General features: G+C 69.1%; 31 protein-coding genes. 19 read left to right on the top strand and 12 right to left on the bottom strand.

Annotated elements, in window-relative coordinates:
- Positions 1–8: 8 nt before the first annotated feature.
- Positions 9–413: a DUF4190 domain-containing protein gene (locus VM306_RS14145; protein ID WP_325515084.1), complete on the bottom strand. Its 405-nt coding sequence runs from the start codon at positions 411–413 to the stop codon at positions 9–11.
- A gap of 201 nt (positions 414–614) precedes the next feature.
- Between VM306_RS14145 and VM306_RS14140 the strand changes: the two genes are divergently transcribed.
- The 9 genes from VM306_RS14140 to VM306_RS14100 all read left to right on the top strand — a co-directional run bounded on the left by VM306_RS14140 (position 615) and on the right by VM306_RS14100 (position 9,540).
- Complete coding sequence (locus VM306_RS14140; protein ID WP_325515082.1) at positions 615–1,811, top strand: acyl-CoA dehydrogenase family protein; 1,197 nt, start codon at positions 615–617, stop codon at positions 1,809–1,811.
- Between the two features lie 80 nt (positions 1,812–1,891).
- A complete protein-coding gene (locus tag VM306_RS14135) occupies positions 1,892–2,713 on the top strand; it encodes a hypothetical protein (protein WP_325515080.1) in 822 nt (273 codons plus the stop codon).
- Between the two features lie 42 nt (positions 2,714–2,755).
- Positions 2,756–3,355 carry a hypothetical protein gene (locus VM306_RS14130; protein ID WP_325515078.1) on the top strand — a complete coding sequence of 200 codons (600 nt, stop codon included), beginning with the start codon at positions 2,756–2,758 and terminating at the stop codon, positions 3,353–3,355.
- A gap of 53 nt (positions 3,356–3,408) precedes the next feature.
- Complete coding sequence (locus tag VM306_RS14125; RefSeq protein ID WP_325515075.1) at positions 3,409–3,969, top strand: general stress protein; 561 nt, start codon at positions 3,409–3,411, stop codon at positions 3,967–3,969.
- 167 nt (positions 3,970–4,136) lie between these two features.
- Positions 4,137–5,390: an ABC transporter substrate-binding protein gene (locus VM306_RS14120; protein WP_325515073.1), complete on the top strand. Its 1,254-nt coding sequence runs from the start codon at positions 4,137–4,139 to the stop codon at positions 5,388–5,390.
- Positions 5,387–6,346, top strand: coding sequence for a carbohydrate ABC transporter permease (locus VM306_RS14115; protein ID WP_414672378.1), 960 nt, complete (start codon positions 5,387–5,389; stop codon positions 6,344–6,346). Before VM306_RS14120 ends, VM306_RS14115 begins: the two co-directional genes overlap by 4 nt.
- On the top strand, positions 6,346–7,191 hold the full coding sequence (locus tag VM306_RS14110) for a carbohydrate ABC transporter permease (RefSeq protein ID WP_325515070.1): 846 nt from the start codon (positions 6,346–6,348) through the stop codon (positions 7,189–7,191). The genes VM306_RS14115 and VM306_RS14110 overlap by 1 nt, the downstream gene beginning before the upstream one ends.
- An 8-nt stretch (positions 7,192–7,199) precedes the next feature.
- A complete protein-coding gene (locus VM306_RS14105; protein WP_325515067.1) occupies positions 7,200–8,384 on the top strand; it encodes a sn-glycerol-3-phosphate ABC transporter ATP-binding protein UgpC in 1,185 nt (394 codons plus the stop codon).
- 268 nt (positions 8,385–8,652) lie between these two features.
- Positions 8,653–9,540, top strand: coding sequence for an SDR family oxidoreductase (locus tag VM306_RS14100; protein ID WP_325515064.1), 888 nt, complete (start codon positions 8,653–8,655; stop codon positions 9,538–9,540).
- Between the two features lie 120 nt (positions 9,541–9,660).
- On the opposite strand, the gene VM306_RS14095 is transcribed toward VM306_RS14100, so the two are convergent.
- Positions 9,661–10,041, bottom strand: coding sequence for an SRPBCC domain-containing protein (locus tag VM306_RS14095; protein WP_325515061.1), 381 nt, complete (start codon positions 10,039–10,041; stop codon positions 9,661–9,663).
- Positions 10,038–10,340, bottom strand: a complete 303-nt coding sequence (locus VM306_RS14090; RefSeq protein WP_325515057.1) for a metalloregulator ArsR/SmtB family transcription factor — start codon at positions 10,338–10,340, stop codon at positions 10,038–10,040. The genes VM306_RS14095 and VM306_RS14090 overlap by 4 nt, the downstream gene beginning before the upstream one ends.
- 120 nt (positions 10,341–10,460) lie before the next feature.
- Between VM306_RS14090 and VM306_RS14085 the strand changes: the two genes are divergently transcribed.
- Positions 10,461–11,453 (top strand): hypothetical protein, encoded by a 993-nt coding sequence (locus VM306_RS14085; RefSeq protein ID WP_325515054.1) that lies wholly within the window; start codon positions 10,461–10,463, stop codon positions 11,451–11,453.
- A gap of 10 nt (positions 11,454–11,463) precedes the next feature.
- On the opposite strand, the gene VM306_RS14080 is transcribed toward VM306_RS14085, so the two are convergent.
- The 3 genes from VM306_RS14080 to VM306_RS14070 form a co-directional block, all read right to left on the bottom strand.
- Positions 11,464–11,949, bottom strand: coding sequence for a GNAT family N-acetyltransferase (locus VM306_RS14080; RefSeq protein WP_325515052.1), 486 nt, complete (start codon positions 11,947–11,949; stop codon positions 11,464–11,466).
- A gap of 481 nt (positions 11,950–12,430) precedes the next feature.
- Complete coding sequence (locus VM306_RS14075; protein WP_325515050.1) at positions 12,431–13,297, bottom strand: chromosome partitioning protein ParB; 867 nt, start codon at positions 13,295–13,297, stop codon at positions 12,431–12,433.
- The gene (locus VM306_RS14070; RefSeq protein ID WP_325515048.1) at positions 13,287–13,955 is read right to left on the bottom strand and encodes a metallophosphoesterase family protein; all 669 of its coding nucleotides are present in this window, start codon (positions 13,953–13,955) and stop codon (positions 13,287–13,289) included. The genes VM306_RS14075 and VM306_RS14070 overlap by 11 nt, the downstream gene beginning before the upstream one ends.
- A gap of 64 nt (positions 13,956–14,019) precedes the next feature.
- Here VM306_RS14070 and VM306_RS14065 point away from each other — a divergent pair, with 64 nt between their 5' ends.
- Positions 14,020–15,105 carry a DUF2332 domain-containing protein gene (locus VM306_RS14065; protein WP_325515046.1) on the top strand — a complete coding sequence of 362 codons (1,086 nt, stop codon included), beginning with the start codon at positions 14,020–14,022 and terminating at the stop codon, positions 15,103–15,105.
- Here the strand turns inward: VM306_RS14065 and VM306_RS14060 are convergent.
- A complete protein-coding gene (locus VM306_RS14060) occupies positions 15,089–15,466 on the bottom strand; it encodes a hypothetical protein (protein WP_325515044.1) in 378 nt (125 codons plus the stop codon). The genes VM306_RS14065 and VM306_RS14060 overlap by 17 nt on opposite strands.
- A gap of 138 nt (positions 15,467–15,604) precedes the next feature.
- Positions 15,605–16,684 carry a magnesium/cobalt transporter CorA gene (gene corA, locus VM306_RS14055; RefSeq protein WP_325515042.1) on the bottom strand — a complete coding sequence of 360 codons (1,080 nt, stop codon included), beginning with the start codon at positions 16,682–16,684 and terminating at the stop codon, positions 15,605–15,607.
- A 289-nt stretch (positions 16,685–16,973) separates the two neighbouring features.
- Between corA and VM306_RS14050 the strand changes: the two genes are divergently transcribed.
- Together VM306_RS14050 and VM306_RS14045 are read left to right on the top strand one after the other, a co-directional pair.
- On the top strand, positions 16,974–17,477 hold the full coding sequence (locus tag VM306_RS14050) for a MaoC family dehydratase (protein WP_325515039.1): 504 nt from the start codon (positions 16,974–16,976) through the stop codon (positions 17,475–17,477).
- A 1-nt stretch (position 17,478) separates the two neighbouring features.
- Positions 17,479–18,474 (top strand): DUF2332 domain-containing protein, encoded by a 996-nt coding sequence (locus VM306_RS14045; RefSeq protein WP_325515037.1) that lies wholly within the window; start codon positions 17,479–17,481, stop codon positions 18,472–18,474.
- 29 nt (positions 18,475–18,503) lie between these two features.
- Here VM306_RS14045 and VM306_RS14040 read toward each other — a convergent pair whose 3' ends face one another.
- On the bottom strand, positions 18,504–18,884 hold the full coding sequence (locus VM306_RS14040; protein ID WP_325515035.1) for an NUDIX hydrolase: 381 nt from the start codon (positions 18,882–18,884) through the stop codon (positions 18,504–18,506).
- A gap of 114 nt (positions 18,885–18,998) precedes the next feature.
- Between VM306_RS14040 and VM306_RS14035 the strand changes: the two genes are divergently transcribed.
- From VM306_RS14035 to VM306_RS14020, 4 genes are all read left to right on the top strand, one after another.
- Positions 18,999–19,217: a hypothetical protein gene (locus VM306_RS14035; protein WP_090053152.1), complete on the top strand. Its 219-nt coding sequence runs from the start codon at positions 18,999–19,001 to the stop codon at positions 19,215–19,217.
- 64 nt (positions 19,218–19,281) lie between these two features.
- Positions 19,282–19,842 carry a PH domain-containing protein gene (locus VM306_RS14030; protein ID WP_325515033.1) on the top strand — a complete coding sequence of 187 codons (561 nt, stop codon included), beginning with the start codon at positions 19,282–19,284 and terminating at the stop codon, positions 19,840–19,842.
- A 35-nt stretch (positions 19,843–19,877) separates the two neighbouring features.
- Complete coding sequence (locus tag VM306_RS14025) at positions 19,878–20,735, top strand: PHP domain-containing protein (RefSeq protein WP_414672377.1); 858 nt, start codon at positions 19,878–19,880, stop codon at positions 20,733–20,735.
- A gap of 12 nt (positions 20,736–20,747) precedes the next feature.
- Positions 20,748–21,359, top strand: coding sequence for a MarC family protein (locus tag VM306_RS14020; protein ID WP_414672376.1), 612 nt, complete (start codon positions 20,748–20,750; stop codon positions 21,357–21,359).
- Here the strand turns inward: VM306_RS14020 and VM306_RS14015 are convergent.
- Positions 21,356–21,658, bottom strand: a complete 303-nt coding sequence (locus VM306_RS14015; protein WP_325515031.1) for an ArsC/Spx/MgsR family protein — start codon at positions 21,656–21,658, stop codon at positions 21,356–21,358. The two genes, VM306_RS14020 and VM306_RS14015, sit on opposite strands and share 4 nt — an antisense overlap.
- A gap of 99 nt (positions 21,659–21,757) precedes the next feature.
- Here VM306_RS14015 and VM306_RS14010 point away from each other — a divergent pair, with 99 nt between their 5' ends.
- A complete protein-coding gene (locus VM306_RS14010) occupies positions 21,758–22,597 on the top strand; it encodes a PD-(D/E)XK nuclease family protein (RefSeq protein WP_325515029.1) in 840 nt (279 codons plus the stop codon).
- A 55-nt stretch (positions 22,598–22,652) separates the two neighbouring features.
- Positions 22,653–22,955 carry a hypothetical protein gene (locus VM306_RS14005; RefSeq protein ID WP_325515027.1) on the top strand — a complete coding sequence of 101 codons (303 nt, stop codon included), beginning with the start codon at positions 22,653–22,655 and terminating at the stop codon, positions 22,953–22,955.
- Between the two features lie 48 nt (positions 22,956–23,003).
- Here the strand turns inward: VM306_RS14005 and VM306_RS14000 are convergent, their stop codons facing one another.
- Together VM306_RS14000 and VM306_RS13995 are read right to left on the bottom strand one after the other, a co-directional pair.
- Positions 23,004–23,882 (bottom strand): alpha/beta hydrolase, encoded by an 879-nt coding sequence (locus VM306_RS14000; RefSeq protein WP_325515026.1) that lies wholly within the window; start codon positions 23,880–23,882, stop codon positions 23,004–23,006.
- An 8-nt stretch (positions 23,883–23,890) separates the two neighbouring features.
- A complete protein-coding gene (locus tag VM306_RS13995) occupies positions 23,891–25,234 on the bottom strand; it encodes a hypothetical protein (RefSeq protein ID WP_325515024.1) in 1,344 nt (447 codons plus the stop codon).
- Positions 25,235–25,236 lie beyond the last annotated feature (2 nt).

The following is a 25,236-nucleotide window of genomic DNA, read 5'->3' as shown; positions in this document are numbered from 1 at the left end:
CCCCGCCGCTAGTAGGTGTTGTTCGCGGCCGCGATGACCGCGATGATGATGAACGCCAGGTACGCCAGCCAGCCGGCGATGACGACGTAGCCGACGATCAGGCCCGCCACCGCCATGCCGTGGCCCTCCTCCTCGCCCCGCTTGATCTTCGCCATCGCGATGTGGCCGAAGATCACGCCCACGATGGCCGTCACGCCACAGGTGACGAACCCGACGCACGACAGCACGAGCGCGAGGATCGCGTTGGTCTGCGGCTTGGGCGGCGCGTAGCCGTAGCCGCCGTGCATCGGCTGGCCGTAGGTGCCGGGCTGTCCGTAGGGCTGCTGCTGGCCGTAGGGCTGTTGCTGGGCGTACGGGTCGGGCTGGCCGTACGGGTCGCCCGGCTGCTTCGGGTTGTACGGGTCGTGAGTCATCGCTGGTCCCCCTAGATGTGTGAGCCGCGATCCTAAGGTCCGCACCTCCCTTTCGTCCTGCGTGGGTGCGCGATTACACCTGTCAGCGGTGCTGTTTCGGTACAGGTCCCGCAGCCGTGTTGCGGAGAGCACACCGCGGTCGCAAACGAGCGTTAACCGGTCCATACTCGCCGGTAACTCTTGCTTCGGAAGGGAAGTGCGATGGCGCGCCTCGCCCAGACCGCGGGTCTCACGGACATCCAGGAAGAAATCCTCGCGACCGTTCGCACGTTCGTGGACAAGGAGATCATCCCGCACGCCCAGACGCTGGAGCACGGCGACACGTACCCCGCCGACATCGTCGACGGCATGAAGGAGATGGGCCTCTTCGGCCTGACGATCCCGGAGGAGTTCGGCGGGCTCGGCGAGTCGCTGCTGACCTACGCGCTGGTCGTCGAGCAGATCGCGCGTGGCTGGATGAGCGTCTCCGGTGTCATCAACACCCACTTCATCGTGGCGCACATGCTCAAGCAGCACGGCACGCCCGAGCAGAAGCAGAAGTACCTGCCGCGCATGGCCGCCGGCGAGGTGCGCGGCTCGTTCTCCATGTCCGAGCCCGAGCTGGGTTCCGACGTGGCGGCGATCCGCACCAAGGCCGTCAAGGGCTCCAGCGGCTACACGATCAACGGCCAGAAGATGTGGCTGACCAACGGTGGCACGTCGAACCTCACCGCCGTGCTGGTGAAGACCGACGAGGGCGCCGAGAAGCCGCACCAGAACCTCACGACGTTCCTGGTCGAGAAGCCCGAGGGCTACGGCGAGGTCCTGCCGGGCCTCACGATCCCCGGCAAGATCGACAAGATGGGCTACAAGGGCGTCGACACCACCGAGATGGTGTTCGACGGCTTCGAGATCTCCGCTGATCAGATCCTCGGCGGCGCGTCCGGCCAGGGCTTCCGCCACATGATGGACGGCGTCGAGGTGGGCCGCGTGAACGTGGCCGCCCGCGCGTGCGGCATCGCGATCCGCGCGTTCGAGCTCGCCATCGAGTACTCGCAGCAGCGCAGGACGTTCGGCAAGGCCATCGCCGAGCACCAGGCCATCGCGTTCAAGCTCGCCGAGATGGCCACCAAGGTCGAGGCGGCGCACCTGATGATGGTGAACGCGGCCAGGCTCAAGGACTCGGGTCAGCGCAACGACGTCGAGGCCGGCATGGCCAAGCTCCTCGCGTCGGAGTACTGCGCCGAGGTGACGCAGGAGGCGTTCCGCATCCACGGCGGCTACGGCTACTCCAAGGAGTACGAGATCGAGCGCCTGATGCGCGAGGCCCCGTTCCTGCTGATCGGCGAGGGCACGTCGGAGATCCAGAAGACGATCATCTCCCGCGGCCTGCTGCGCGACTACCGGTCGCGGGGGTAGGGGGTCCTCCGTTCGGGGCCGATCTTTCACGGGACTGGCCCCTAACGGCAGGGGTTCCGAAGTCGTAAGGTTCGCTCACTTTGAGCACCGACCTGACGCTTCCGAGACCCGTGTCGGCGCCGCACGTGGTCCGCCTGGAACTGGACACGTTCTCCGGTGCCGACCGCCCCGCGCTGGCCGGCTGGTTCGGCGCCGTGTTCACCGACCTGCTCGCGCCCCTCTGCCCGGCCTCGATCGAGGAGCTCGTGGCGGTGGCGCGCGACTACATGCCATCTGACGCAACTCCCTGGGGCCCACCGGGTTACGCCCGTCTGCTGCTCTCCTCGGGTGAGTTCACCCTTCCGTCGTGGTCGGCCGCACTGGCGGACCTGCCGTCGTTCCTGCGCGTGCAGCTGGTCCAGCTCGACTCGCAGGGCCTGCCGCTGGTCGAGGACGGCTGGTCCGCGGAAGTCCTGCTGAAGGACGATCCCGCGTTCCCGCACCAGATCGTCGTCACCGCGTCGCGCTCTCTGTTCGGCGGCTGGATTTTCCTTGTCACGCAACAGAACTGGCTGTCGATGTTCCGCTCCGGCGCTTCGCTGACGCGTGCCTGCGGCGGCTGGATCACGCTGGACCGCGTCGGTGTGCGGACCGCGCACGAGGTCGCCGTCGGCGTGGGACTGGACGAATCCCTGTTCATGGCAGCGGAACTGGCGCGCGGCCCGCACTGGGCGACGTTGCTCGGACCACGTCAAGTCGCTGCTTTGGGTGGTGTGCAAGAGGTTCTCGCGTCCGCACCGTGTTTCTCGGTGGAGGACCTGGGAGGCGGACGCATCCTGTTGCAACTGACCGAGCACCTCGACGACGTGCCGGACGACGCGATGCGCAAGCTGACGGAGTTCCTCGGTCCCGTCCTGCACTGATCCGCGCTGCACCGGCAGGGCATCGGTGGGACTCTGTCGTCCGTGAGGCCTTCACCGAAAACCGACGTGCTCGTGGCCGTGGACACCGCCCTGTGCTCGACCGGGTTCGTCCGCCGCGGGCACGTCTGGCTGGAGGACCGCGGTGACGGCGTCTCCGGCTGGCTCGGGTTCGGGGTGACCGGGTCGGTGGAGCTCACGCCTCTCGCCGGCGTCTGCTTCCGCCGGTACGACGAGGTGTGCCGGGCGCTCGGGGTCGGCATCCCGACGATGCCGTTCCTCTCCACGCCGCTGGGTTTCCTGATGGGGGAGAAGCCGGTCTGGCGGTGGGCGTTCACGCCCGGCGGGAACCACGGGCCGGTCGCCGCGTCGCTGGTGAGCGCGTTCCTGGAGTTCGGCAAGCCGTACATCGACCGGCACGCGAAGTGGGACGCGGTCGCGAAGGCACTGGTGGCGAAGCCCGAGTCGCTGCTCGACTTCGAACGGGCGCGCAAGCTCGCGATCATCCACCTGCTGGCCGGGAACGCCGGTGCCGCCGGTGAGGTGCTGAGCAAGGAGCGGGAGCGGGTCGCGGACGAGACCGACGCCTACGCGCGGTCGTACCGGGCCTTCGCTCACCGGTTCGAGCTCGCCTTCCCCGGCTGAACCCGGCAAAACACCCGTAGGCGTCTGAGCACGGCGGACCGGGCTTTGGCAGGATGGAACGATCAGCGCGTCCGACAGAGGTGGTTCCTGTGACGAGTCCGTTCGCCAGCCAGAACCGGCCCGGAGTCCCGCCCCGCCTGCCCACCCCGCCGACGGGGTGGCCGGTCGGCTCGTACGAGACGTACGAGGAGGCGCAGCGCGCGGTCGACTTCCTTGCACTGGAAGACTTCCCGGTGCAGGACATCACTGTGGTCGGTGTCGACCTCATGCTCGTCGAACGGGTCACCGGCAAGCTGACCTGGAGCCGCGTGCTCATGACCGGCGCCGCCAGCGGTGCGTGGTTCGGCCTGTTCGTCGGTCTGCTGCTCACCCTGTTCAGCCCGGAGCCGGGCGTGACGGTCGGCCCTGTTCTGACCGGTCTCATCACCGGGGTGTTCTTCGGGCTCGTGTTCGCGGCGGTCGGCTACGGGTCGGCGCGCGGCAAGCGCGACTTCCAGTCGGCCAGCCAGCTGGTCGCGGGGAGGTACGACGTGCTCTGCCAGCCGAAGTCGGCCGAGAAGGGCCGTGACCTGCTCGCCAAGCTCGCCATGCGCCCGTCGAACCCCGGCAGTTGAGACGCAGGTCGGCGCATTGGTTCTGAATCGTTGCTTCCTTTGGTTGCGACTCGTGATCATCGGGCCTAGGTTCGTCTGACCGGTCCGCCCGGTGCGGCCGGTGGCACGACGAGGTGCCAGGCGCTGCGGTCTGGCTCCTCCGTGCAGTCGGGAAGGAGGCTGGGCCGATGGGTGCGACACGGCGCTATCGACTCGCCGCCGGCGTGGGGGCCGCGATACTCGCGGCGTCCACCGTCACGGCGTGCGGGTCCAGCGGCGGCGGCATCACCGTCAACGTTTACAAATATCCGCAGGAGAACTTCCAGGCCATCGTCGACAACTGCAACGCGAAGGCCGGCGGTCGCTACAAGCTGGTCTACAACAAGCTGCCTCGTGAGGCGGACGGTCAGCGCGAGCAGATGGTGCGCAGACTCGCGGCCGAGGACGACAGCATGGACGTCCTGGGGCTCGACGTCACGTGGACCGCGGAACTCGCCAAAGCGGGCTGGATCAAGGAGTTCCCCGCCTCGGTGAGGTCTCGGATCGAGAGCGAGACGCTGCCTGGGCCGCTCCAGACGGCGATGTACGAGGGGAAGCTGTACGGGGCTCCGGACAACACCAACGTCCAGCTGCTCTGGTACCGCTCCGACCTCGTGCCCACGCCGCCGAAGACGTGGGACGAGATGATCTCCATGGCCGAGGCGCTGGTGGCGGAGGGGAAGCCCGGCCAGATCGTGGGGCAGGGCAAGCAGTACGAGGGGCTCGTCGTGCTGTACAACACCCTCGTCAGCTCGAACGGCGGCAAGATCCTCGACGAGAACGGCACCAAGGCCATCGTCGACGACAAGGCCGTGGAAGCGTTGGCGGCGCTGAAGAAGCTCGCCACGTCGAAGGCGATCGACCCGTCGTTCTCCAACGCGTCGGAGGACACCGCGCGCCTCGCCATGGAGGGCGGCAACGCGGCGTTCCAGCTCAACTGGCCGTACGTCTACGCGGCGGCGCAGAAGAAGCCGGACTTCGCGAAGAACTTCAAGTGGGCTCCGTTCCCCACCCTGAGCGGTGACCAGGCGAAGGTCACCGTCGGCGGCATCAACTACGCCGTCAGCAACTACACCACGCACCCGGACGAGTCGTTCGACGCCGTGTCGTGCCTGCGCAACGCGGAGAACCAGAAGTTCGCCGCGCTCAAGGACGGTGTGCCGCCGACCATCCGGACCGTCTACGACGAGCCGGAGATGGCCGAGGCGTACCCGATGCGCGAGGACATCAAGAAGACGCTCGAGAACGCGAGTGTGCGGCCGCGCACGCCCGCGTACCAGAACGTGTCGACCGTGATCTCCACGATCCTGTCGCCGCCCGCGAGCATCGACCCGCAGGCGACGGCGGACCGGCTGCGCAAGGAACTGCAGGACGCGCTCGACTCCAAGGGGGTGCTGCCGTGAGTCAGACGACGACAGAGGACACGGCGACGACCGGTGCCTCACCGGCTCCCGTTGCCCCGAAGAAGAAGGCGGCGCTGAGCGAGGGCAAGAGGGCCGAGCGCAAGCTCGGCTGGCTGCTCTGCGCCCCCGCCGCCATCACCATGATCGCGGTGACGGGCTGGCCGATCCTCTACTCGCTGCTGCTGTCGATGCAGAGGTTCGACCTGAAGTTCCCGGACCGGACCGAGTGGATCTGGTTCGACAACTACGTCACCGTGCTCAGCAGCCCGTACTGGTGGAACGCGGTGTGGGTGACGGTCGTGCTGACCGTCGTCACCGTCGCGATCGAGCTGGTGCTGGGCATGTCGCTCGCGCTGATCATGCACCGCGCACTCGTCGGCCGCGGCATCGTCCGCACGACGACGCTCATCCCGTACGGCATCGTCACGGTCGTGGCCGCGTTCTCCTGGCGCTTCGCCTGGACGCCCGGCACCGGCTACCTCGCAGAGGCCCTCGGCGGCGACCCGGTGCTGACGGAGAAGATCCCCTCGCTGATCGTCGTGAGCATCGCGGAGATCTGGAAGACCACGCCGTTCATGGCCCTGCTGCTCATGGCCGGTCTGGCACTCGTGCCGGACGACCTGCTCAAGGCCGCCGCGATGGACGGCGCGAGCGGCTGGCAGCGGTTCATCAGGATCACCGTGCCGATCATGAAGCCGGCGATCCTGGTGGCGTTGCTGTTCCGCACGCTCGACGCGTTCCGCATCTTCGACAACCTCTTCGTGCTCACCGCGGGTTCGCAGGGCACGTCGTCGGTGTCGATGCTGACCTACAACAACCTCATCAAGGGCTTGAACCTCGGTATCGGATCGACCATGTCCGTGCTGATCTTCATCATGGTCGCGATCATCGCGTTCGTGTTCATCAAGCTCTTCGGCACCGCTGCCCCCGGCAGCGACGACGGGGGGAAGCGCTGATGGCAGGCATCGGAGGAGCTGAGACCACCGGCAAGAAGGTCGGCTGGGGCGTCCTCAACGCGGTCGTCGTGATCTACGCGCTGTTCCCGGTGCTGTGGATCGTGTCGCTGTCGTTCAAGTCGTCGGCGACGCTGGCGGACGGCAACTTCATCCCGCGCGAGTGGAGTCTGGAGAACTACCAGAACATCTTCTCGACGTCGGAGTTCACGCGGGCCCTGCTCAACTCCATCGGCATCGCGATCATCGCGACCGCGATCGCCGTGGTGTTCGGCACGATGGCCGCTTACGCCATCGCCAGGCTGGACTTCCCCGGCAAGAGCCTGCTGGTGGGCGTCTCACTGCTGATCGCGATGTTCCCGCAGGTCTCGCTCGTGTCCCCGTTGTTCGAGATCGAGCGCTCGCTCGGTCTCTTCGACACGTGGCCCGGCCTGATCCTGCCGTACATCACGTTCGCGCTGCCGCTCGCGATCTACACCCTCTCGGCGTTCTTCCGCGAGATCCCCTGGGAGCTCGAGAAGGCGGCCAAGATGGACGGCGCGACGCCGGGGCAGGCGTTCCGCCGCGTCATCGCGCCGCTGGCCGCGCCCGGCGTGTTCACGACGGCGATCCTGGTGTTCATCTTCTGCTGGAACGACTTCCTGTTCGCGATCTCGCTCACCTCGACCGAGCAGTCGCGGACCGTGCCGGTGGCGCTGTCGTTCTTCACCGGCAGCTCGCAGTTCGAGGACCCGGCCGGGTCGATCGCGGCGGCCGCCGTCGTGATCACCATCCCGATCATCCTCTTCGTGTTGTTCTTCCAGCGCCGGATCGTCGCCGGCCTGACCTCCGGCGCCGTCAAGGGGTGAGTTGACCAATGGCAGAGATCGTTCTGGACAAGGTGACCAAGAGGTACCCCGACGGCGCGCTGGCCGTGCAGGAGGTCAACCTCGAGATCGCCGACGGCGAGTTCATCATCCTGGTCGGGCCGTCCGGCTGCGGGAAGTCCACCACGCTCAACATGATCGCGGGCCTGGAGGACATCACCGACGGCGAGCTGCGCATCGGCGGGCAGCGCGTCAACGAGAAGGCGCCCAAGGACCGTGACATCGCCATGGTGTTCCAGTCCTACGCGCTCTACCCGCACATGACGGTCAAGGAGAACATGGCCTTCCCGTTGCGGCTGGCCAAGGTGGACAACGCCACGGTCGAGAAGAAGGTCAAGGAGGCCGCGGACATCCTCGACCTCTCGCAGCACCTCGACCGCAAACCGTCCAACCTGTCCGGTGGCCAGCGGCAGCGCGTGGCGATGGGACGCGCGATCGTGCGCAACCCCAAGGCGTTCCTCATGGACGAACCACTGTCCAACCTGGACGCCAAGCTCCGCGTGCAGATGCGCACCTCGGTGTCGCGCCTGCAGAAGCAGCTCGGCACGACCACGGTGTACGTGACGCACGACCAGACCGAGGCGATGACCCTCGGCGACCGGGTCGTGGTCATGCGCGGCGGTATCGTGCAGCAGATCGGCGCGCCGCAGTTCCTCTACGACAACCCGGCCAACCTCTTCGTCGCGGGCTTCATCGGCTCGCCGTCGATGAACTTCGTGCCGGCGACGCTGGAGAACGGCGCGCTGCGCTCGGTGCTCGGCGACGTGACGCTGACGGACCGGGTGCGGCAGCTGGTGGAGGGCGCCGACGCGCCCCGCGAGGTGATCATGGGCGTCCGCCCCGAGCACTTCGAGGACGCGGCACTGGTCGACGCGGCGGCGCTGTCGGCCGGCGGCAAGTTCACGCACCAGGTGGACGTGCTGGAGTCGATGGGGTCCGACAAGTACGCCTACTTCAACCTCACGGGCGAGCAGGCGGCCTCGGCGGAGCTGCAGGAGCTCGCGGCGGACGCGGGAGCGGACGACGTGCCCGGCGACGGCATCGGACTGGTGACGCGTCTGTCGTCGGCGTCCGGCGCGGTCGAAGGGGCCACTTCGGACATCTGGTTCGACGCGGACAAGGTGCAGCTCTTCGATCCGTCCAGCGGAAAGAACCTGACCTACACGGAACGGTGAAATCCCTTTGAAGCGGGCCGTCTTCCCACACGGGAGGACGGCCCGTTTTCGTCACCCGGTCGAGTGAGGGCAAAGGTCTTCGCGCTGCTAGGGCCGATCGGTCGGACAAACTGCCCGACCGAACTCCGTTCGCCACTGGGCGCTCCGCAGCGTCATCTCATCGAAACCATGTACTGCGCCGCTCCGGATCGTCCGCACGCTTGTCGAAGGCGGGAACAGGGCCACAGGGGGGCCTCGAACCGCCGCTGGATGAGGAAGAGAGCGTGCAATGGGGATCCTGGACGGCAAAGCGGTCGTCATCACGGGGGCCGGCCGAGGACTCGGCGAAGCCTACGCGATGCACGCGGCCCTCGCGGGCGCGTCGGTGGTGGTCAACGACAACGATGGTGACCTGGCAGAACGGGTCGCGGAACACATCAGGGGCTACGGCGGCCGCGCCGTGGCCTCGAACCACACGGTGGCCGACCCCAGCGAGGCGGCCAAGATCGTGGACCTGTGCGTCGACGAGTTCGGCCGCGTCGACGGCCTCGTGAACAACGCGGGCCTGAACTACGAGACCGCGCCCTGGGACGACGACCCGGAGACGATCAAGCACGTAGTCGAGGTGAACGTCCTCGGCGTCATCTACGTCGGCATCGCCGCCATGAGGGCGATGCGCACGACCGGCGGCGGTTCGATCATCAACATCTCCTCCGGCGCCTCCTTCGGCCAGCGCAAGCTCGCCACGTACTCGGCGACCAAGGGCGCCGTGGCGTCGCTGAGCTACTCCTGGGCCCTCGACCTCGAGTCCGAGGGCATCCGCGTGAACGCCGTGTGCCCCGTCGCGCACACGCGGATGGTGTGGAAGTCGGAACGGTCCCTGCGCGCCATCCCGGCGGACCGCACGCCGGGCAAGGTGGCACCGCTGGTGCTGTTCCTGCTGTCGGACCGCGCGGAGGGCATCACCGGCCAGGTCGTCCGCTGCAACGGGCGTCAGCTCCACATCGTGGGGCAGCCGTACTTCAAGCAGCCGATCCTGGAGAGCGACAACTGGGACACCGCTTCGGTGGAGCGGGCGTTCACGGGCGTGCTGCAGGCGCACCTCGAACCGTACGGGTTGGAGAAGAGGATGCCTCCCCGGCTCCGTGCGCTGGTGGAGCCCTCGCAGACCGCCTGAGTCCGCGTGTAGTGGATAGAAGTGTTGCCAGATGACTCCAAGCTGGCAACCCTTCTGTCCAGGAATGCCTTCGAGGTGTTGCCGGACACGGTCACCACGGGCCAGGCGAACAGGGCCGGTTCAAGAAGCGTCTCGCCACGCCGGGTACGCCGGCGCGTAGCGCTCGCCCCAGTTCGGGAGGCTGCCGGCGTCGAGGTGCGCCCGCAGCCGGTCGAGGAACGCGTGCGTGCCGGGCGCGAAGCCCAGTGCGTTGCGTTCGGACAGTCCGGTGTGGGTGAAGGTCAGCAGGGTCGCGTCGCCGTCGGCCGTGAGCTCGTAGCGGACGACGCTGTCCTCCACGATCCGTTGCCGCCACTCGTGGTGCGTTGTGCCTAGCCAGGCTCCGCGTTCGTCCGGGTCGGTGATCGCGGTCCAGACGCGGTCGATCGGGAACGCGAGCCTGCGCTCGAACGTGAGGATGGCGTGGGTGCCGGTCAGGGTCACGGTGCCGAGGTCGTTCACCGGTCCTCCAGGTGCTGCTCGAGTGCTGCCAGGTGGTCGCGCCAGAAGCGGCGGTACGGGGTGATCCAGTCGTCGATGCGTTGCAGGCCATCGGGTCTGAGGGCGTAGATGCGCCGCTGGCCGTCCGGCCTCACCTCGACCAGTCCCGTCTCCCGCAGGATGCGGAGGTGCCGGGACACGGCGGGCTGCGTCAGCGCCGGCAGGCTGTCGACGAGCTCGCCCGCGGTGCGCTCCCGTTCGGCGAGCAGGCCGATCAGGTGGCGGCGGGTCGGTTCGGCCACGGCTTCGAAGACGTCCACGGAGAGTTTTATAACTTGCTGTGTATATAAGCGCAAGTGGATGTAAGCGTTCTGGTGACGTTTTCGCACGTCACACGGATGGATGCCGAAATTGTCGGTGGTGCCTGTCACCATCGGGACATGGCCGAGCGCAAACCCAGAGTCACCGACTGGAGACTCGTCGTGCAGTCCCGGTTGGACCGGGTCCGCGCGGATCTGGCCGCGCTCGGACCGTGCGACCCGGTCGATCCCGAGGGCGACGTGTGGCGCCGCACCGCCGAGGAGCAGGCGGCGGTGGTGGAGGCGATGCTGAGCGACCGCGAGCCGTGGTGGCGCATGGTGCCGTCCTGGTGGTCGGGCTGGTACATCGAACGGGCCTGGCGCGCCCTGCACGAGGCCGAGGTGGCGACGATCTCGGCGGAACGCGGCTTCCTGGGGCGGCTGCCCGGTCTGCAGGCGCGCGTGGCGCAGTACCTCGACGACGACGACCCGCGCCGCCGTGCCCTGGAGGAGCTGCGGCCGGGGGAGTTCGCGCCCGCGGTGGAGCGCGCGATCGTCGTGGACGCGCTGCGGGCGGCCTACGACAACTCGGACTTCGCGCACGCGGGCTCAAGGGCGTTGCGCAACAAGCTGATCGCGGCGTCGCTGGTGCTGTTCGTGATCAACACGGTGCTGGGCGTCGTCGGCATCGTGAAGCCGGGCATCATCCCGCTCTGCGTCGATCCGAAGGAGAACGCGCTGCCGACGGTGTGCCCCGGCGGGACCGTCAAGGCGTCCGGTGTGGACGTCTGGCTCGTGCAGGTGCTCGGCGCGTTCGGCGCGGTGCTGGCCGCCGTGGTGTTGCTCTTACGCCGCCGGCCATCGCTCTCGCCGTACGTGATGATCGGCTACCAGGCGCTGATCAAGATCATGCTCGGTGCGGCACTGGCGGTGGTCGGGATCCTGGCCCTGGGAGCCGGCGTCACGAGCGGGCTGATCGGCATACCGTCGGCCGCGGCCCTGCTGCTGTGGGCCGTCATCTTCGGCTACGCGCAACAGATCGGGACGCGGCTGCTGGACGAGTACACGGACGAGGTCCTCGACCAGGCGCGCCCGCTGCCCGAGGCGGACGGCCCGCGCGTCGCGCCCCGGTGAGCGCGTCCGCTCAGGCCGGGCGCTGGTAGCTGATCAGCTCGTCGGTGCTGCCGGTCTTCTCGAAGCCGGCCTTCTCGAGCACGCGCGCGGAGGCCGGGTTGGACGGTTCGACGTTGGCGTGGACGGTGTGCACGTCCTCCGACCCGAGCGCGAACGCCGTCAGCGCCGCGGTCGCCTCGGAGGCATAACCGCGTCCCTGGCGTGACGGCACCACGCCGTACCCGATCTCCACCCGCCCGTCGGAAGGAGGCCAGAACAGCCCCAGCGATCCCACGACCTCGGACGTGGACCGCTCGATGATCAGCCGGTGCCCGAACGGCGAGAGCCAGTCGGGGTGGGAGTCGATGAGTCCCGCGATGACGGTGTCGCCCTCGGCGGGGAAGTCGTCGGCCCACGAGGGCTGCCGGTCGGCGCCGACCACGGCCTGGACGTCGGCGGACGTCCACGGGCGGAGGATCAGGCGGTCGGTGACGATGTCGGTGACAAGATCAGGCACCCGTGCACGCTAACGACGAGCGGTCGGGTGGCGCGACCGAGTTTCGCGGCGCCCTGCCCGGCGGGTTGTGCTCGCCTTGCCCGGGCGAGGGTGCGGTGTACCGCTTGACCGGGCCTTGCCGCGCTTCACCGCGCCGGTTCCGGCTTCACCGGATCCCGGTCCCGGCCGCGGTCGGCTCTGCCGTGCTGAAGAGCGGGTCCGCCCGGCTCTGGCGCGGCTGTGGCGTGGCTGTGGCGTGGCCCAGACAGCCTTGCCGCCACCGCGTGGGGTCCGGCGGCGCTGCCGCGCGGGTTCGGCCCGGCCTTGTGTCCGCTCAACCGCTGCCCTGACCCGGCTGCCCTGCCCCGGCCGCCCCGGCTCGGCGTCTCGGTCCGGCGTCTCGGTCCGGCTGCATCGGCCCGGCCGCCCGTCGTCGTGCCGCCGTCACCCCTGAAACCGCCGCGCAACTCCCGCCGACCGCCCCACCACGCCTGCCGGCCCGCTACACCCGCGGCCCCCGGCCGTGCGCCTGCGTCTCCTCCCGCACGGCGTTGATCACCTCGGCGTCCCACCGGTGCGTCCGGATCAACCGGTAGCGCTCCGCCGCCACCCACATGTACGCCTCGGTCTCGGTGCGGTCGCCGATCATGTCCGCCTGCCGCAGCATCGCCACGACGGGCTTGTACTCGTCGGCGTACCACCGCCGGGCGATCTCCGACCGGTCCAGGAAGGCGCCGGTGTCCTGCATCAGCCGGAACCCCCAGGCCTCGACGTGCTCGCCGAGCTCGGCGTAGTCCCACGGGTCGGACAGCACGACCGCGGCGCGGGTCTCGCCGCTCAGCGGCACGCGGTCCAGGAACAGGCGCCGGTAGTCCTTCACGATCAGGTCGCCGCGGTAGCGGATGCCGGAGGAGTTGACCCGCGTGATCACCTGCGTCACGTAGGCGTCGATCACCGACAGCCCGAGGGCGTGCGCGACCGAGACGCGGTGGTGGCCGTCGATGATGAAGTGCAGCTCGCCGATGCGGTAGACCTCGATCGGCGGCACGTTCTCGCCGCGGCGGGTGGCCAGGGCCAGGCGTTGCCAGCGTTCGCGGACCCGGCCGGAGGTCGGGCGGAAGCGGCGGTCGAAGTCGCGGGTGCGGTCGACGCTGCCCACGATCGAGTCCAGGCGGATCGACTGCAGGCCCAGGCGCTTCTCGGACACCATGCCCAGTGCGTCCACGACCTCGTGGAACGGCAGCATGATGTTCACGTCGTCCGGCTCGCGGCGCAGCCACGCCGCCAGGCGCGACATCACCTGGCGGCGGCGGGCCCGCAGGAAGTCGTTCTCCGCGTCGGCGACGGGGAAACCGGTGTCACGTCTCATCGCGAGCTCCCGAGATGTCCAGCAGCTTGTACCCGACGACGTTCACCACGCGCGTGGAACCCAACGCGCGGTCCCGGCGCGGTACGCCGTGCGGATGAATGTGGCCGTGCAGCAGAAAGCCGGGTTCCAGGCGCGACACCAGGCCGTGCAGGCAGGAGAACCCGCGGTGCGGCGCGTCGGGTTCGTCGCCGCACCCCAACGGTGGTGAGTGGGTGAGCAGCACGTCCACGCCCCGTCCGTCCCGCAGCCTGCGCCACGCCGCCAGCCGGGACACCCGGCGGGCACGGCGGGCCTGCTGCCGTTCCGTCCACTGGTTCGGGCCCTTGTTGTAGCGGATCGAACCGCCGAGGCCCGCGATGCGCAGGCCGGCGACGTCGATCACGCGTTCGTCCGCGTTCACCGCACCGGTGGGGCCCGGCCAGCGCACCGGGACGCCCGCCTTGGTCCACAGGCCGCGCACGTTCGAGTAGCCGGAGAGGTCGGCGTCGTGGTTGCCGGGCACGAACACCAGCGGTTTCTCCAGCGCGTTGGCCAGGAACTCCAGGTAGTCGAACGGGAGGTCGCCGGCCGCGAGGACCAGGTCCACGTCGAACGACCGAACCCGCGCCGTCCACAGCTGTTCGACGATCTCGTCCGCCACCGCGAGCACTCGAACCATTCCAGCAGCGTAATGAGGTCGTCTCCGGATGACGCGGGACAGTTCTCCCACTAGCGTCAACGCCGTGCTTGCCGAGCTGTTCGCCGCGGCCGCCCGCGCGTGCCGCGACCGCAGTCCGCTGACCCAGCGGCTCCTCGACGACGCCGCGGACGACCTCGGGCGGGGCGGTGTCACCGCCAGGGTCATGGCGGGGTCCGAACGCGACCGGGAGGGCACCATGCCCGGGCTGCGGTTCGCGGGCGCCGTGCACCGGCTCGTGCTCGAAGGCCGCGCGCCGGGTCTCGCGAAGCACTACCCGTCCGTCGGCGGCCAGCCGCACCTGCCGATGTTGTGGCAGGACGCCCTGCCCGCCCTCGAGGAGCACGCGGACCTGCTCAGGCACCGCGTCCTGGCCACCGTCGTGCAGACCAACGAACCCGGCCGCAGCGCGCCCCTCTACGGCGGCCTGGTGGTCGCCGCGCAGGAGGCCGCGAAGGCCGCGAACAGGACCGTGCCGTTCTGCGTGCGGCTGCTGGAGGTCGGGGCGAGCGGCGGGCTGAACCTGCGTCCGCACCACGTCGGCTACCGGCTGGAGGACACGGTCCTCGGCGACCCGGACAGCCTCCTCGTGCTCGACCCCGAGTGGACGGGAAGACCGCCCGCCGACCTCTCCCACCGGCTGCGCGTCGTCGGACGGGCCGGCTGCGACCTCCACCCCGTCGACGTGTCCACTGAGGACGGACGGTTGCACCTGAGCTCGTTCGTCTGGGCGGATCAGCTGGAGCGGTGGAACCGGCTGCGCGACGCGCTCGACCTCGCCGCGACCGACCCGGTCGGGGTCGACCGGTCGCCGGGCCCCGAGTGGCTCGCGGGACAGCTCGCCCGCGCCGAACGCGACGTGCTCACCGTCGTGTGGCATTCCGTGGTGTGGCAGTACGTCTCGCCCGCCGACCGCGCGATGGGCAGGGCCGTGCTGGCGGACGCGGCGGCGAAGGCGACGCCCACGACACCGTTGGCACTGCTGGTGTTCGAGCCGCGCCGCGTGGACGGCCCCGACGAGTACCGGTTCGAGCTGCTGCTCAAGCTCTGGCCCGCGGGGATCTCGCTGAACCTCGGCCACGGACAGGGCCACGGCACGCCGTTCACCTGGAACGTCACCCCGTGGGAGTGACCACCGGGTTCACCACGTACCGGCCTTCCCGCACCTCGACGGGCAGCCGGAACTCCGCGCGGGTGCCGGCGTGCGCGTACTCGACGACGACGGCGCCGTCGCGGTAGTAGCCGCGCTCCACCTGAGCGGTCCGGAACTGGTCCGCGGTCGACTTCGCCACGTCCTCGCCACCGACCGCCAGCAACGGCTGCAGCCGGTGGAAGTCGTGTGCGCGCAAGGCGTTCGTCACCTCGGAGGCGAGCTCGTCCGGTGACTCGGCGCCCGGACTGGGCCAGGCCGCGATGCACACGAACACCATCGCGAGCCAGCCGATCGGGAACACCAGCAGCCAGAACCTGAGGTTCGTCAGCCGCTCGTACACGTCAGGGCGTTCCGCTGATCAGCACGAACACGGTGGTGATCCAGCAGAGCAGGAACGCGAGGATCCAGAAGCGGATGTTGGTGAGCATTCTGGTCATGACGAAGCCCTTCTACGACGAACGAAGCGAGCGAAATCGGACTAGAGCCAGCGATTTCGGCGCAGTATTCGGTAGAGCGTGAGGCAGGCCACGAGAACCAGGCTCATGATCAGCGGGTAGCCGAACTTCCACTTCAGCTCTGGCATGTAGTCGAAGTTCATGCCGTACACGCCGACGACCATGGTGGGCACGGAGATGATCGCGACCCACGAGGTGATCTTGCGCATGTCGGTGTTCTGCTGCAGCGTGATCTTCGCGAGCGTCGCGTCGACCAGCGTGGTCAGCAGCTCGTCGAACGCCGTGACGCGCTCGGACACCTCGGTGAGGTGGTCGTCGACGTCGCGGAAGAACGCCCGCACCTGCTCGGGGATGAGCGGCGTGTAGCCCTCGGCCAAGCGGCGCAACGGGTTCGCGAGCGGCATGACCGCGCGGCGCAGCTCCACGACCTCGCGCTTGAACATGTAGATCTGCTCCGCGCTCACCTCGGTGCGCGGCGCGAAGACCCGTTCCTCCATGCGGTCGATGTCGTCCTCGATGTGGTCGGTGACCTCGAGGTAGTTGTCGACGACCTGGTCGGCGATCGCGTGCATCACCGCGGACGGGCCGATCTCCAGGCGCTCCGGGTCGTCCTCCAGCACGTGGCGCAGCTTCGACAGGCCGGAGTGGTTGCCGTGCCGCACGGTGATCACGAAGTCCTTGCCCAGGAACACCATGATCTCGCCGGACTCGACGATCTCGTTGGCGGTGTCCGGGGACTCGTTGGTCACGTAGCGGACGGTCTTGAAGACCATGAACAGCGTGTTGTCGTACCGCTCGAGCTTCGGGCGCTGGTGCGCGTGCACCGCGTCCTCCACGGCGAGCTCGTGCAGCCCGAACGTCTCGGCGATGCCCTCGATCTGCTCCGCGTCCGGCTCGTGCAGGCCGATCCAGACGAACCCGTCCTTGCGCCTGCGCACCTCTTTGACGGCGTCGGTGTGCGTCCACCGGCCGGGCAAGCGCTTGCCGTCCACGTAGACGGCGCAGTCGACCACGTAGTGCGACAACGGCACGGGGACGTGCGGAACGTGCCCTGCGGGGCCGCGCTGGGATCCCCGTCCGCGGATCGAGGGCAGGCTGGGCATGGTGAGTTCCTCCAGGTACACACGTCGGCATGAAAGTGCGAAAGCACGACGAGCGCCCTGACCGAGAAGAGCTCAAACGTTCCAGACGGATCTAGAAAGCCACCTCGGCGAGGACGCGCTTGGTACTGGCAGGGTGGGGGTCCTTGCTCATTTAGGGGTCCTCACCTCCTCGGGGCGAAGGTCACCGGTGGTGGAAATCCTCACACACCGGTTGCCGAGGGTACTCCCTCCGTGTGAAGACTGTCTCCCCACCCGTGACAGATCTCGATCACACGTAGCAGGAGGCGCGGTGCAGTTCGGTCGGTACTACGAGGAGTTCGAGGTCGGCGCGGTCTACAAGCACTGGCCCGGCAAGACGGTGACGGAGTACGACGACCACCTGTTCTGCCTGCTCACCATGAATCACCACCCGCTCCACATGGACGTGAACTACGCGGAGAACACGACGGACTTCGGCAGGAACGTCGTCGTCGGCAACTACATCTACTCGTTGCTGCTCGGCATGTCCGTGCCCGACGTCTCCGGCAAGGCCATCGCCAACCTGGAGATCGAGTCGCTGCGGCACGTGAAGCCGACGTTCCACGGTGACACGATCTACGGTGAGACCGAGGTGCTCGACAAGACGCCGTCCAAGTCCAAGGACGACAGGGGCGTCGTCTACGTGGAGACTCGCGGCTACAAGCAGGACGGCACGGTCGTGTGCATCTTCAGGCGCAAGGTCATGGTGCCGAAGCAGTCCTACGGCGAGGCCCGCGGTGGCGAGCAGCCGGGACGCCCTGAACCCAAGGAGTGAAGTGACTTCTCTGGATCTGGCACAACAACGTCTGCGCGAGTTCGCCGTGGAGGCGGCGGCCACCTCGCCGCTCTACGAGCACCTCGCGTCGCGTGCAGCCGAGGATCCGGAGGTCGCCGGCCTGCTGACCGCCGCCAGCGAGGACAACGCCACGGGCGAGCTCCTGCTGGCGGCGGCGCATCGCCTCGTGCAAGCCGAACCGTTCCACCAGCTCTCGAACTACTACCCGTCGCTCGGCGGCACCTACGGCGCGGACGAGAGCGCCTGGCCGATGTTCCGGGACTTCCTGCTCGAACGCGGCGACCGCGTGCGGGCCCTCGTGAGCTCGCAGGTGGTCCAGACCAACGAGGTCCGCAGAGCCGCGCTGCTCTACCCGGCGGTGGCCGCCGCGGCGAAGCAGGCGGGCGGGCCGATCGGGCTCGTGGAGGCCGCGACGACGGCGGGCCTGCTGCTCGGGCTCGACCAGTACTCGTACCGCTACCAGACCGCCGAGGCCGGCCAGGTCGTCGCCGGGCCCGCCAAGGCCGCGCTGGGCCTGCACTGCGCGCTGGAGCTCGCACCGGGCGCGGTGCTGCCGAAGCTGCCCAAGACCGTCAAGGTGGCCGCCAAGGCGGGCATCGGCGCCGCCCCGGCCGACCTGACCGACGAGGACGCCTACGCGTGGCTCGAGGCGTGCGTGTGGGCGGACCAGCCGGAGCGGCTGCGCCTGTTCGGCGTGGCGTCCGGGGTGCTGCGCAAGAACCCGCCCCGGCTGGTCGCCGGCGACCCGGTCGCGGACCTCGCCAAGGCGGTCGAGCCGATCGACGCCCCGGTCGTCGTCATCACGAGCGGCTCCGGGCTCGACCTCGTGCCCGCTTTGTCGGCTTTGGGCAGGCCGGTGTGGTGGGCCGCCCACGAGAACGGTGAGCTGACGTTGGTCCAAGTGCGTGAATCCGAGGTCTCGAGGACCACTTTGGCGACGACCGAGGCCCACGGCGGACGTCTCGTTTGGCACTGAGCGCCCGTCCTCGATCGCATGAACCGTGATCAGGCCCTGGGCAGGCAGTTCCAGTCTGAGAGCGCTCCCAGCAGCCCGTCGACCGTCGGAAGTGTGGCCAAGGTCGCACTGTCGACCCACGCGACATCCGATGCGTCGTCGCCCGCTCGGAGCACACCCGATGTGACCTGGCATTCAAAGTCGAAGATGGCGAAAATCCCGTCCGGGGCCGGCCGCTCGACGCTGCCGACGAGCCTGCCGACGGTGACGGAGAGTCCCGTCTCCTCGGCGACTTCCCTCGTCACAGCGGCCTCGTCCGCCTCGCCAGACTCCACGCGCCCGCCCGGTATCGACCACATGCCTTCACCAGGCGGATTCGAGCGCCGCACGAGCAGCAGTCGCCCATCCGAGTCATGCACGATCGCTCCCACGCAACGGATGGTGCTCTCATCGCTGGCCGTCACGATCACGAAGCGTAGTCACACCGGAATGGTGGTGCTGTCCACTACCCCGGCTGCGGTACAAATCTCCCAAGGTGCTGAATCGTGCTGTACAACGGTCACGAACGGCGCCAAACGGGTGCGAACGCGGACGGGGTGGACACCGTGAACTTGAAGAAGATTCTCACTTTCGCCGGAATCGCCTTGCTGCTGTTCTTCCTCATCGCGGAGCCACAGCAGGCGGCCCAACTGGTCCAGAACATCCTCAACTCGCTGCGGACTGCGGCTGAGGCCCTGATCACCTTCGTGCGACAATTGTTCTAGTTCCGCGGAACGGCGCGGGGCAGGGACAGGGGCACTGGCTGGTACCAGAAAGGGCTGGTAGCGCATGTTCGCACCACGTGATCCGGACGACTACCTGTTGTCGAGCGAGCGTCGGGTCATCCGGGTGCGCAGGCACTGGTCCTACCTGATCTGGGACGTCCTGGAGGCGGCGGCACTGCTCGCCGGCTTCATGCTCATCTCGTACCTGGCCCCCGCCGAGGCGGGCCTGATCCAGAACCTGCTGTGGTACGGGGCGCTGATCGTGTTGCTGCGCCTCTCGTACTTCATCATCGAGTGGTGGGTCGAACGCATCGTCGTCACCGACAAGCGGTTCATGCTGACATCGGGCGTCTTCGAGACCAAGGTCGCGATGATGCCCATCAGCAAGGTCACCGACCTCACCTACGAGCGCACCGTCGGCGGACGCATGTTCGGCTACGGCACGCTCATCGTGGAGTCGGCCGGTCAGATCCAGGCGCTCAACCGCCTGGAGTTCCTGCCGGACCCCGAAGAGGTGTACGACGCCATCTCGGAGCTGACCTTCGGCGACAAGAAGGCACAGGCCGAGCGCTTCTCGATGATCAAGGCGCAGCGGGCGGCCCGCGGCAAGAAGATGGTCCCGTAGCGGAGCCGGTTTCCACGTCGTCCACACTGGACGACGTGGTCATCGATCTGCACACCCATTCGTCCGAGTCCGACGGCACCGACAGCCCCGCAGACCTGGTGAGAGCGGCGGCGCTGGCCGGACTCGACGCGGTGGCGATCACGGACCACGACACCGCGGCCGGATGGGCCGAGGCCGTCGCGTCGCTGCCTCCCGGCCTGCGGCTGGTGCGGGGCGCCGAGCTGTCGTGCTCGTCGGCTGACGGCTACGGCCGCACCATCACCGTTCATCTCCTGGCGTACCTGTACGACCCGACGCACGCCATGCTGATGAAGGAGCAGTCCCGCCTGCGCGAGGAGCGGCGGCACCGGCTGCAGAAGATGGCGGAGATGATGCAGGCCGACGGCTTCCCCATCGACCCGGTCGACCTGATGTCCCGGCTGCCCTTCGACGCGCCCGCCGGACGCCCGCACCTCGCCCAGGCGCTGATCCGTGCCGGCGTCGTGTCGTCCGTCGACGAGGCGTTCGCGACGTTCCTGACCGGCGGCCAGTACTACGTGGGCCGCACGGACACCCCCGTCGAGCGCGCGATCGAGATGATCACCGAGGCCGGCGGCGTCACCGTGCTCGCACACCCCTTCGCCCGGTCCCGCGGCCCCGTCGTGGCGCCCGACGTTCTCCGGTCGCTGGCCTCACTCGGCCTCGCCGGCGTCGAGGTCGACCACCCCGACCACGACCTGGAGACCCGCCGGGCCCTGCGTGCGCTCGCCGACGAGCTCGGCCTGATCGTCACCGGGTCGAGTGACTACCACGGCACGAACAAGACGGTCCGGCTCGGCGCGGAGACGACGGCGCCCGAGATGCTGGATGCTCTGGCCGCGAGGGCGACGGGCGCCGAGATCCTCGTCGGATAGGGCGGTGTCACCGTGTTCGACGTGCGGCTCTTCATCGAGGCCTCGATCACGCTGCTGGTGATCATGGACCCGCCCGGCACCGTGCCGGTGTTCCTGGGACTGGTCGGCCGCAAGTCGCGGGAGGCGCGCAAGAGCGCCGCGCGGCAGGGCGTGCTGGTGTCGTTCCTGGTGATCACCCTGTTCGCGGTCGCGGGCAACTCGATCCTCGCGTACATGCACATCGGCATCCCCGCCCTGCAGGGCGCGGGCGGGCTGCTGCTGTTGCTGATCGCCCTCGACCTGCTGACCGGCAAGGGCACGACCAACCACCCCGAGGTCGAGGACGTCAACATCGCCCTGGTGCCCCTCGGAACACCCCTGCTGGCCGGGCCCGGCGCCATCGCCGCGACGATCGTGTTCGTGCGCCAGGCCAACGGCGCCTGGGACTCCTACCTGGCCCTGGCCGCGGCGATCGTGGCCGTGCACCTCGTCCTGCTGGGAACGCTGAGGTCCGCCGGCCTGCTGATCAAGGTGTTCAAGGAGAGCGGCATCCTGCTGATGGCCAAGATCGCCGGCCTGCTCCTGGCCGCCATCGCCGTGCAGCTGGTGGCGTCGTCGGTGGAGGGCTTCATCTCGGCCGCTTAACGCTCGATGCGCGCGCTGTCGCCGTCGATGATGATCGGCCGCTCGATCAGGCTCGGGTTGGCGACCATGTGCTCGATCCACTGGGCGCGGTCGTGCTCCAGCAGCGCGGGATAGGCGGGTTCCTTGGTGCGGGCGATCTCCCACGGCTCCTTGCCGAGCTTCGTGAGCACGTCGTCCAGCTCCTCGGCGGTCGGGGCGTCGTCGAGGTAGCGGCGCTCGGTGTAGTCGACGCCTTCGTCGTCGAGGCGCTGCTTGGCGGCGCGGCTCCTGGAACAGCGGGGGTTGTGCCAGATCTCCATGCGGGGAATCTAGCGAGTTCGTGCCGGTCGTCCGGTCAACCGCCCTCTGCGGAGCAGGGGCGTCGAACACTGTCAGGGGTGCTGAGTAACTTGAACGGGGTGGAACAACTCGGCTTCGACTTCGGCGGCGCGGCACCGCGTCGGCTCGTGCGCGTCACGCCCGCGAAGCTCGCGACGTGGACGGACTGCCCGCGCCGCTTCCGCATGACGTACCTGGACCGCCCCTCACCACCGCGGGGCGGCGCCTGGGCGCACAACACCCTGGGCGCCGTGGTCCACAACGCGCTGAAGGCCCTCTTCGACCTGCCGGCGGACCGCCGCACCCCGGACCAGGCCGTGGCACTGGTGAACAGGCAGTGGAAGTCCGAGGGCTTCCGCGACGTCGACCAGGCCGCCGAGTACCGCTCCCGAGCCTGCGGCTGGGTGCACGAGTACGTCTCGTCGCTGGACGTCGACTTCGAACCACTGGGCGTAGAACGCTGGGTGTCGTCCCCGACAGACCGCATCGTCGCCGAAGGCAGGGTCGACCGCATCGACCACCGCGACGGCGAACTGGTCATCGTCGACTACAAGACCGGCCGCCACGTCCTCACCTCGGACGACGCCCGAGGCTCCCAAGCCCTGGCGCTGTACGCCCTCGCCGCCCGCAGAACACTGCGCAAACCGTGCCGCCGAGTAGAACTGCACCACCTGCCGTCCGGCTCGGTGGCGGTGTGGGAACACACGGAGGAGTCGCTGGCCAGACACGTCCGGCGAGCGGAGGAGGCGGCCGACGAGATCGACCTGGCCACCGAGACCCTGAAAGCGGGCGGCGACCGGGAAGTTCTGTTCCCGCCGGTCACCGGTCGCCAATGCCAGTGGTGCGACTTCCGCCGAAGCTGCCCCGAGGGCCAGGCGGCCGCACCGTCACTGGACCCGTGGGCCTTGCTGGCTCCGTAGGTCCTCCGTGGCGTTCTCCGTGGCGGCCGTGTTTGCCGTCGGTAGGGTGGCGCGCGTGGAAGTGGAAGCAGCAAAACGGCCGTCGCGGACCTACGGATTCCTGCGCGCTGTGAGCGGCGTGCTGGCGGTGGGCCTGGTGCTGCTGGCGCTGGGCAACATCGGCGTCCAGTTCTACGCGAACTCCCGCGACCTCCCGGGCCCCGGCATGCTCTCGGTCATCGCACACGTGGCGGCAGCGCTGGTGGCGGTCGGTGCGCAGATCGTGGCGGACCGGTACGCGGACTGGAGGGCGCCGGTGGCTTCCTTCGTCGTGCTGGTGGTTGCCGGTGCGACGCTGTGGTTCTTCTGGTGGGCGTAGATCGGGGACGGCCTCGACCGCACCGGCGGGTTCGAGACGGTCACGAGCTCAGGAGGTCAGCCAGGCTCGCCACGTCGGGAGCAGGGTGGCCATGAGCTCGTGCGGTGCCTCGGTGTTCGGGGAGTGCATCACGCCGGGGAGCACCGCGAAGTCGGCGTCCAGCCGTTCGGCCATGTCGCGCTGAGCGGCTGGGCTCCACGCGTCGTCCGAGTCACCGCACACCACCAGGCACGGCGTGCCCGACGACCGCAGCGCGCGGGCCAGCTTCGCGACCTGGTCCGGCTCGTAGCGCAGGCCGTTGCCCATGCCGAGCAACGCCGCGGCGGGCGACTTCAGGAACCTGGTGCGGTAGAAGTCCTTCAGCTCCTGCGGGAGCGCCACCCACGCCGGGTTCTGCGACGACCGCAGCTCGTTCAGCTTCTGCGTGCCCTCGACGCCCTGCTCGGCCAGCACGTGCTCGCCGACCTCCAGCACCATGCGCCGGTCGCCGCCGGGGAGCTCCGACGGGCCCGACGACATCAGCGTGAGGCCCGCGATCGGCGCGCCCGCGAACACCGCGGCCCGTGACACCAGACCGCCGTAGGAGTGGCCCAGCAGAAGGACTTTCCGGCCGTCCGCGGCGATCTTCCCGATCAGCTCGGCGATCACCGACCCCAGCGGTCCCGGGCGGTAGAGCGCCTCGTCGTCGGGGCCCTGCGAGTCCTGCTGGCCGGGCAGGTCGATCGCGACGACCTCGAACCCCGCGTCCGCGATCGGGTCGATCATCGGCGCGAAGTCCTCTTTGGACCCCGTGTAGCCAGGCACGAGCAGCGCCGTCGTGCGCACCGCGTCGTCGCCCGCGGCGGGCGCGCGCAACGCCGCGATCGTGCCGTAACGGCCCGGGAGGTCGACGCGGTGCGCCCGGTGCGGGCTGATCTGCGAGTACACGAGCTGAACTATCGCAGCGCGACCAGGGTTCCGCCACGCTGCTCGAGGACGACGGGACCGGCTGTGGCCAGTTGCACGGGGCCCGTGTGGCCCTCGCGGTTCACCTTGATCGTGCCCACCACGGCGCCGGTGGCCTGCTCGTACACCCGCAGGCCCTCCTTCACCGGGATGACCGCGCGGCCCGCGAGCGTCGTGCCGGCGCCCAGCGTGCCGTCCGCGGTCCACAGTGGAGTGAGCGTGTCGTGCGACAGGGCGATCGTCCTGCTGCCGGAGAACCAGAAGACGTTCGTCTTGGTCGAGAACGTGCGCGCCACGTGGTTCGGCGGGTCGGTGAAGTCGTCGGCGGGCACGTCGAGCGGCACGTCGCTGATCTGCGTGCCGCTCTCGGCGTCGAACACGACCAGACGGCCCGAGTCCGGCACCGCGACCGCGACGAGCTTGTCCGTGACGGCCACGACCTGCACGTTCCTGCCGCCGGTCAGGACGCTCGCGAACACCTTCGGCTCATCGGACTTGTCCGGGTTCGGCTTGAGCACCGAGACCCGGTCGGAGGAGTCGTCGGGGCAGCGCTCGATCATCGCGAACCTGCCGGACGTCACCGCGACCGAGCCGTACGCGCAGCCGGCGCGCGGCTGCTTGCCGGGGTTCACGATCGCCCGAAGGGCGCCGTACTCGAGCGACTTCACCAGGTCGTCGCGCCGGTAGACCTCGGTGTACTTCGACCCGGTCGTGATGAGGTGCGAGCCCTCGTTGAGCAGTGCCGTGCCCGGTTCCGCGTCGCCGTTGCGCTGCGCCCGCCGCTCACCGCTGACACCGTCGAGCGAGGTGAGCTCCGAGCAGTTCGTGCCCTTCGAGTACAGGGCCATCGCCCGGCCCCAGCCCGTGCTCACCACGCACAGCGGCAGGTCGCGCTCGTACGTCCACCGCACGTCACCCGTCAGGGGGTCGCGCCCGTGGACCGCGCCGCCGTCGCCGGTGACGACCGCCGACGGCTTCTCCTCGCCGGTCTGGGCCGACGGCGTGAGCACGACCGCGGGGGACTGCGTCGCCCCGCTCGGCGCGCGCCACACCTCGGCGAGCGACGGGGGCAGCGCGGTCACCTCGGGCAGAGGCTCCCACGACGACGGCCCGGTGACCGACGTCGTGGCGCGGGCATCGCTGAACGCCCAGGTGAGGACGGACGCGACGAGCGAGACGACGGCGATCACCGCGACCGCGAGGAAGTCGGCGCGCGTGCGCCAGGACCGGGCGGGCGGACGTTCCCCGACAGGCCCTGGATCGGACGCGGACTCGTGCGCGGGCTCGTCGAGGACGTCCTCGACCTCGGTGACGTCGGAACCGGGGGACGACATGG

It is taken from the genome of Lentzea sp. (genome assembly GCF_035525475.1).
In the GTDB taxonomy this organism is placed as follows: domain Bacteria; phylum Actinomycetota; class Actinomycetes; order Mycobacteriales; family Pseudonocardiaceae; genus Lentzea.
The sequence above is the reverse complement of the archived record's forward strand: the minus strand, read 5'-3'. Positions and strand labels throughout refer to the sequence as shown.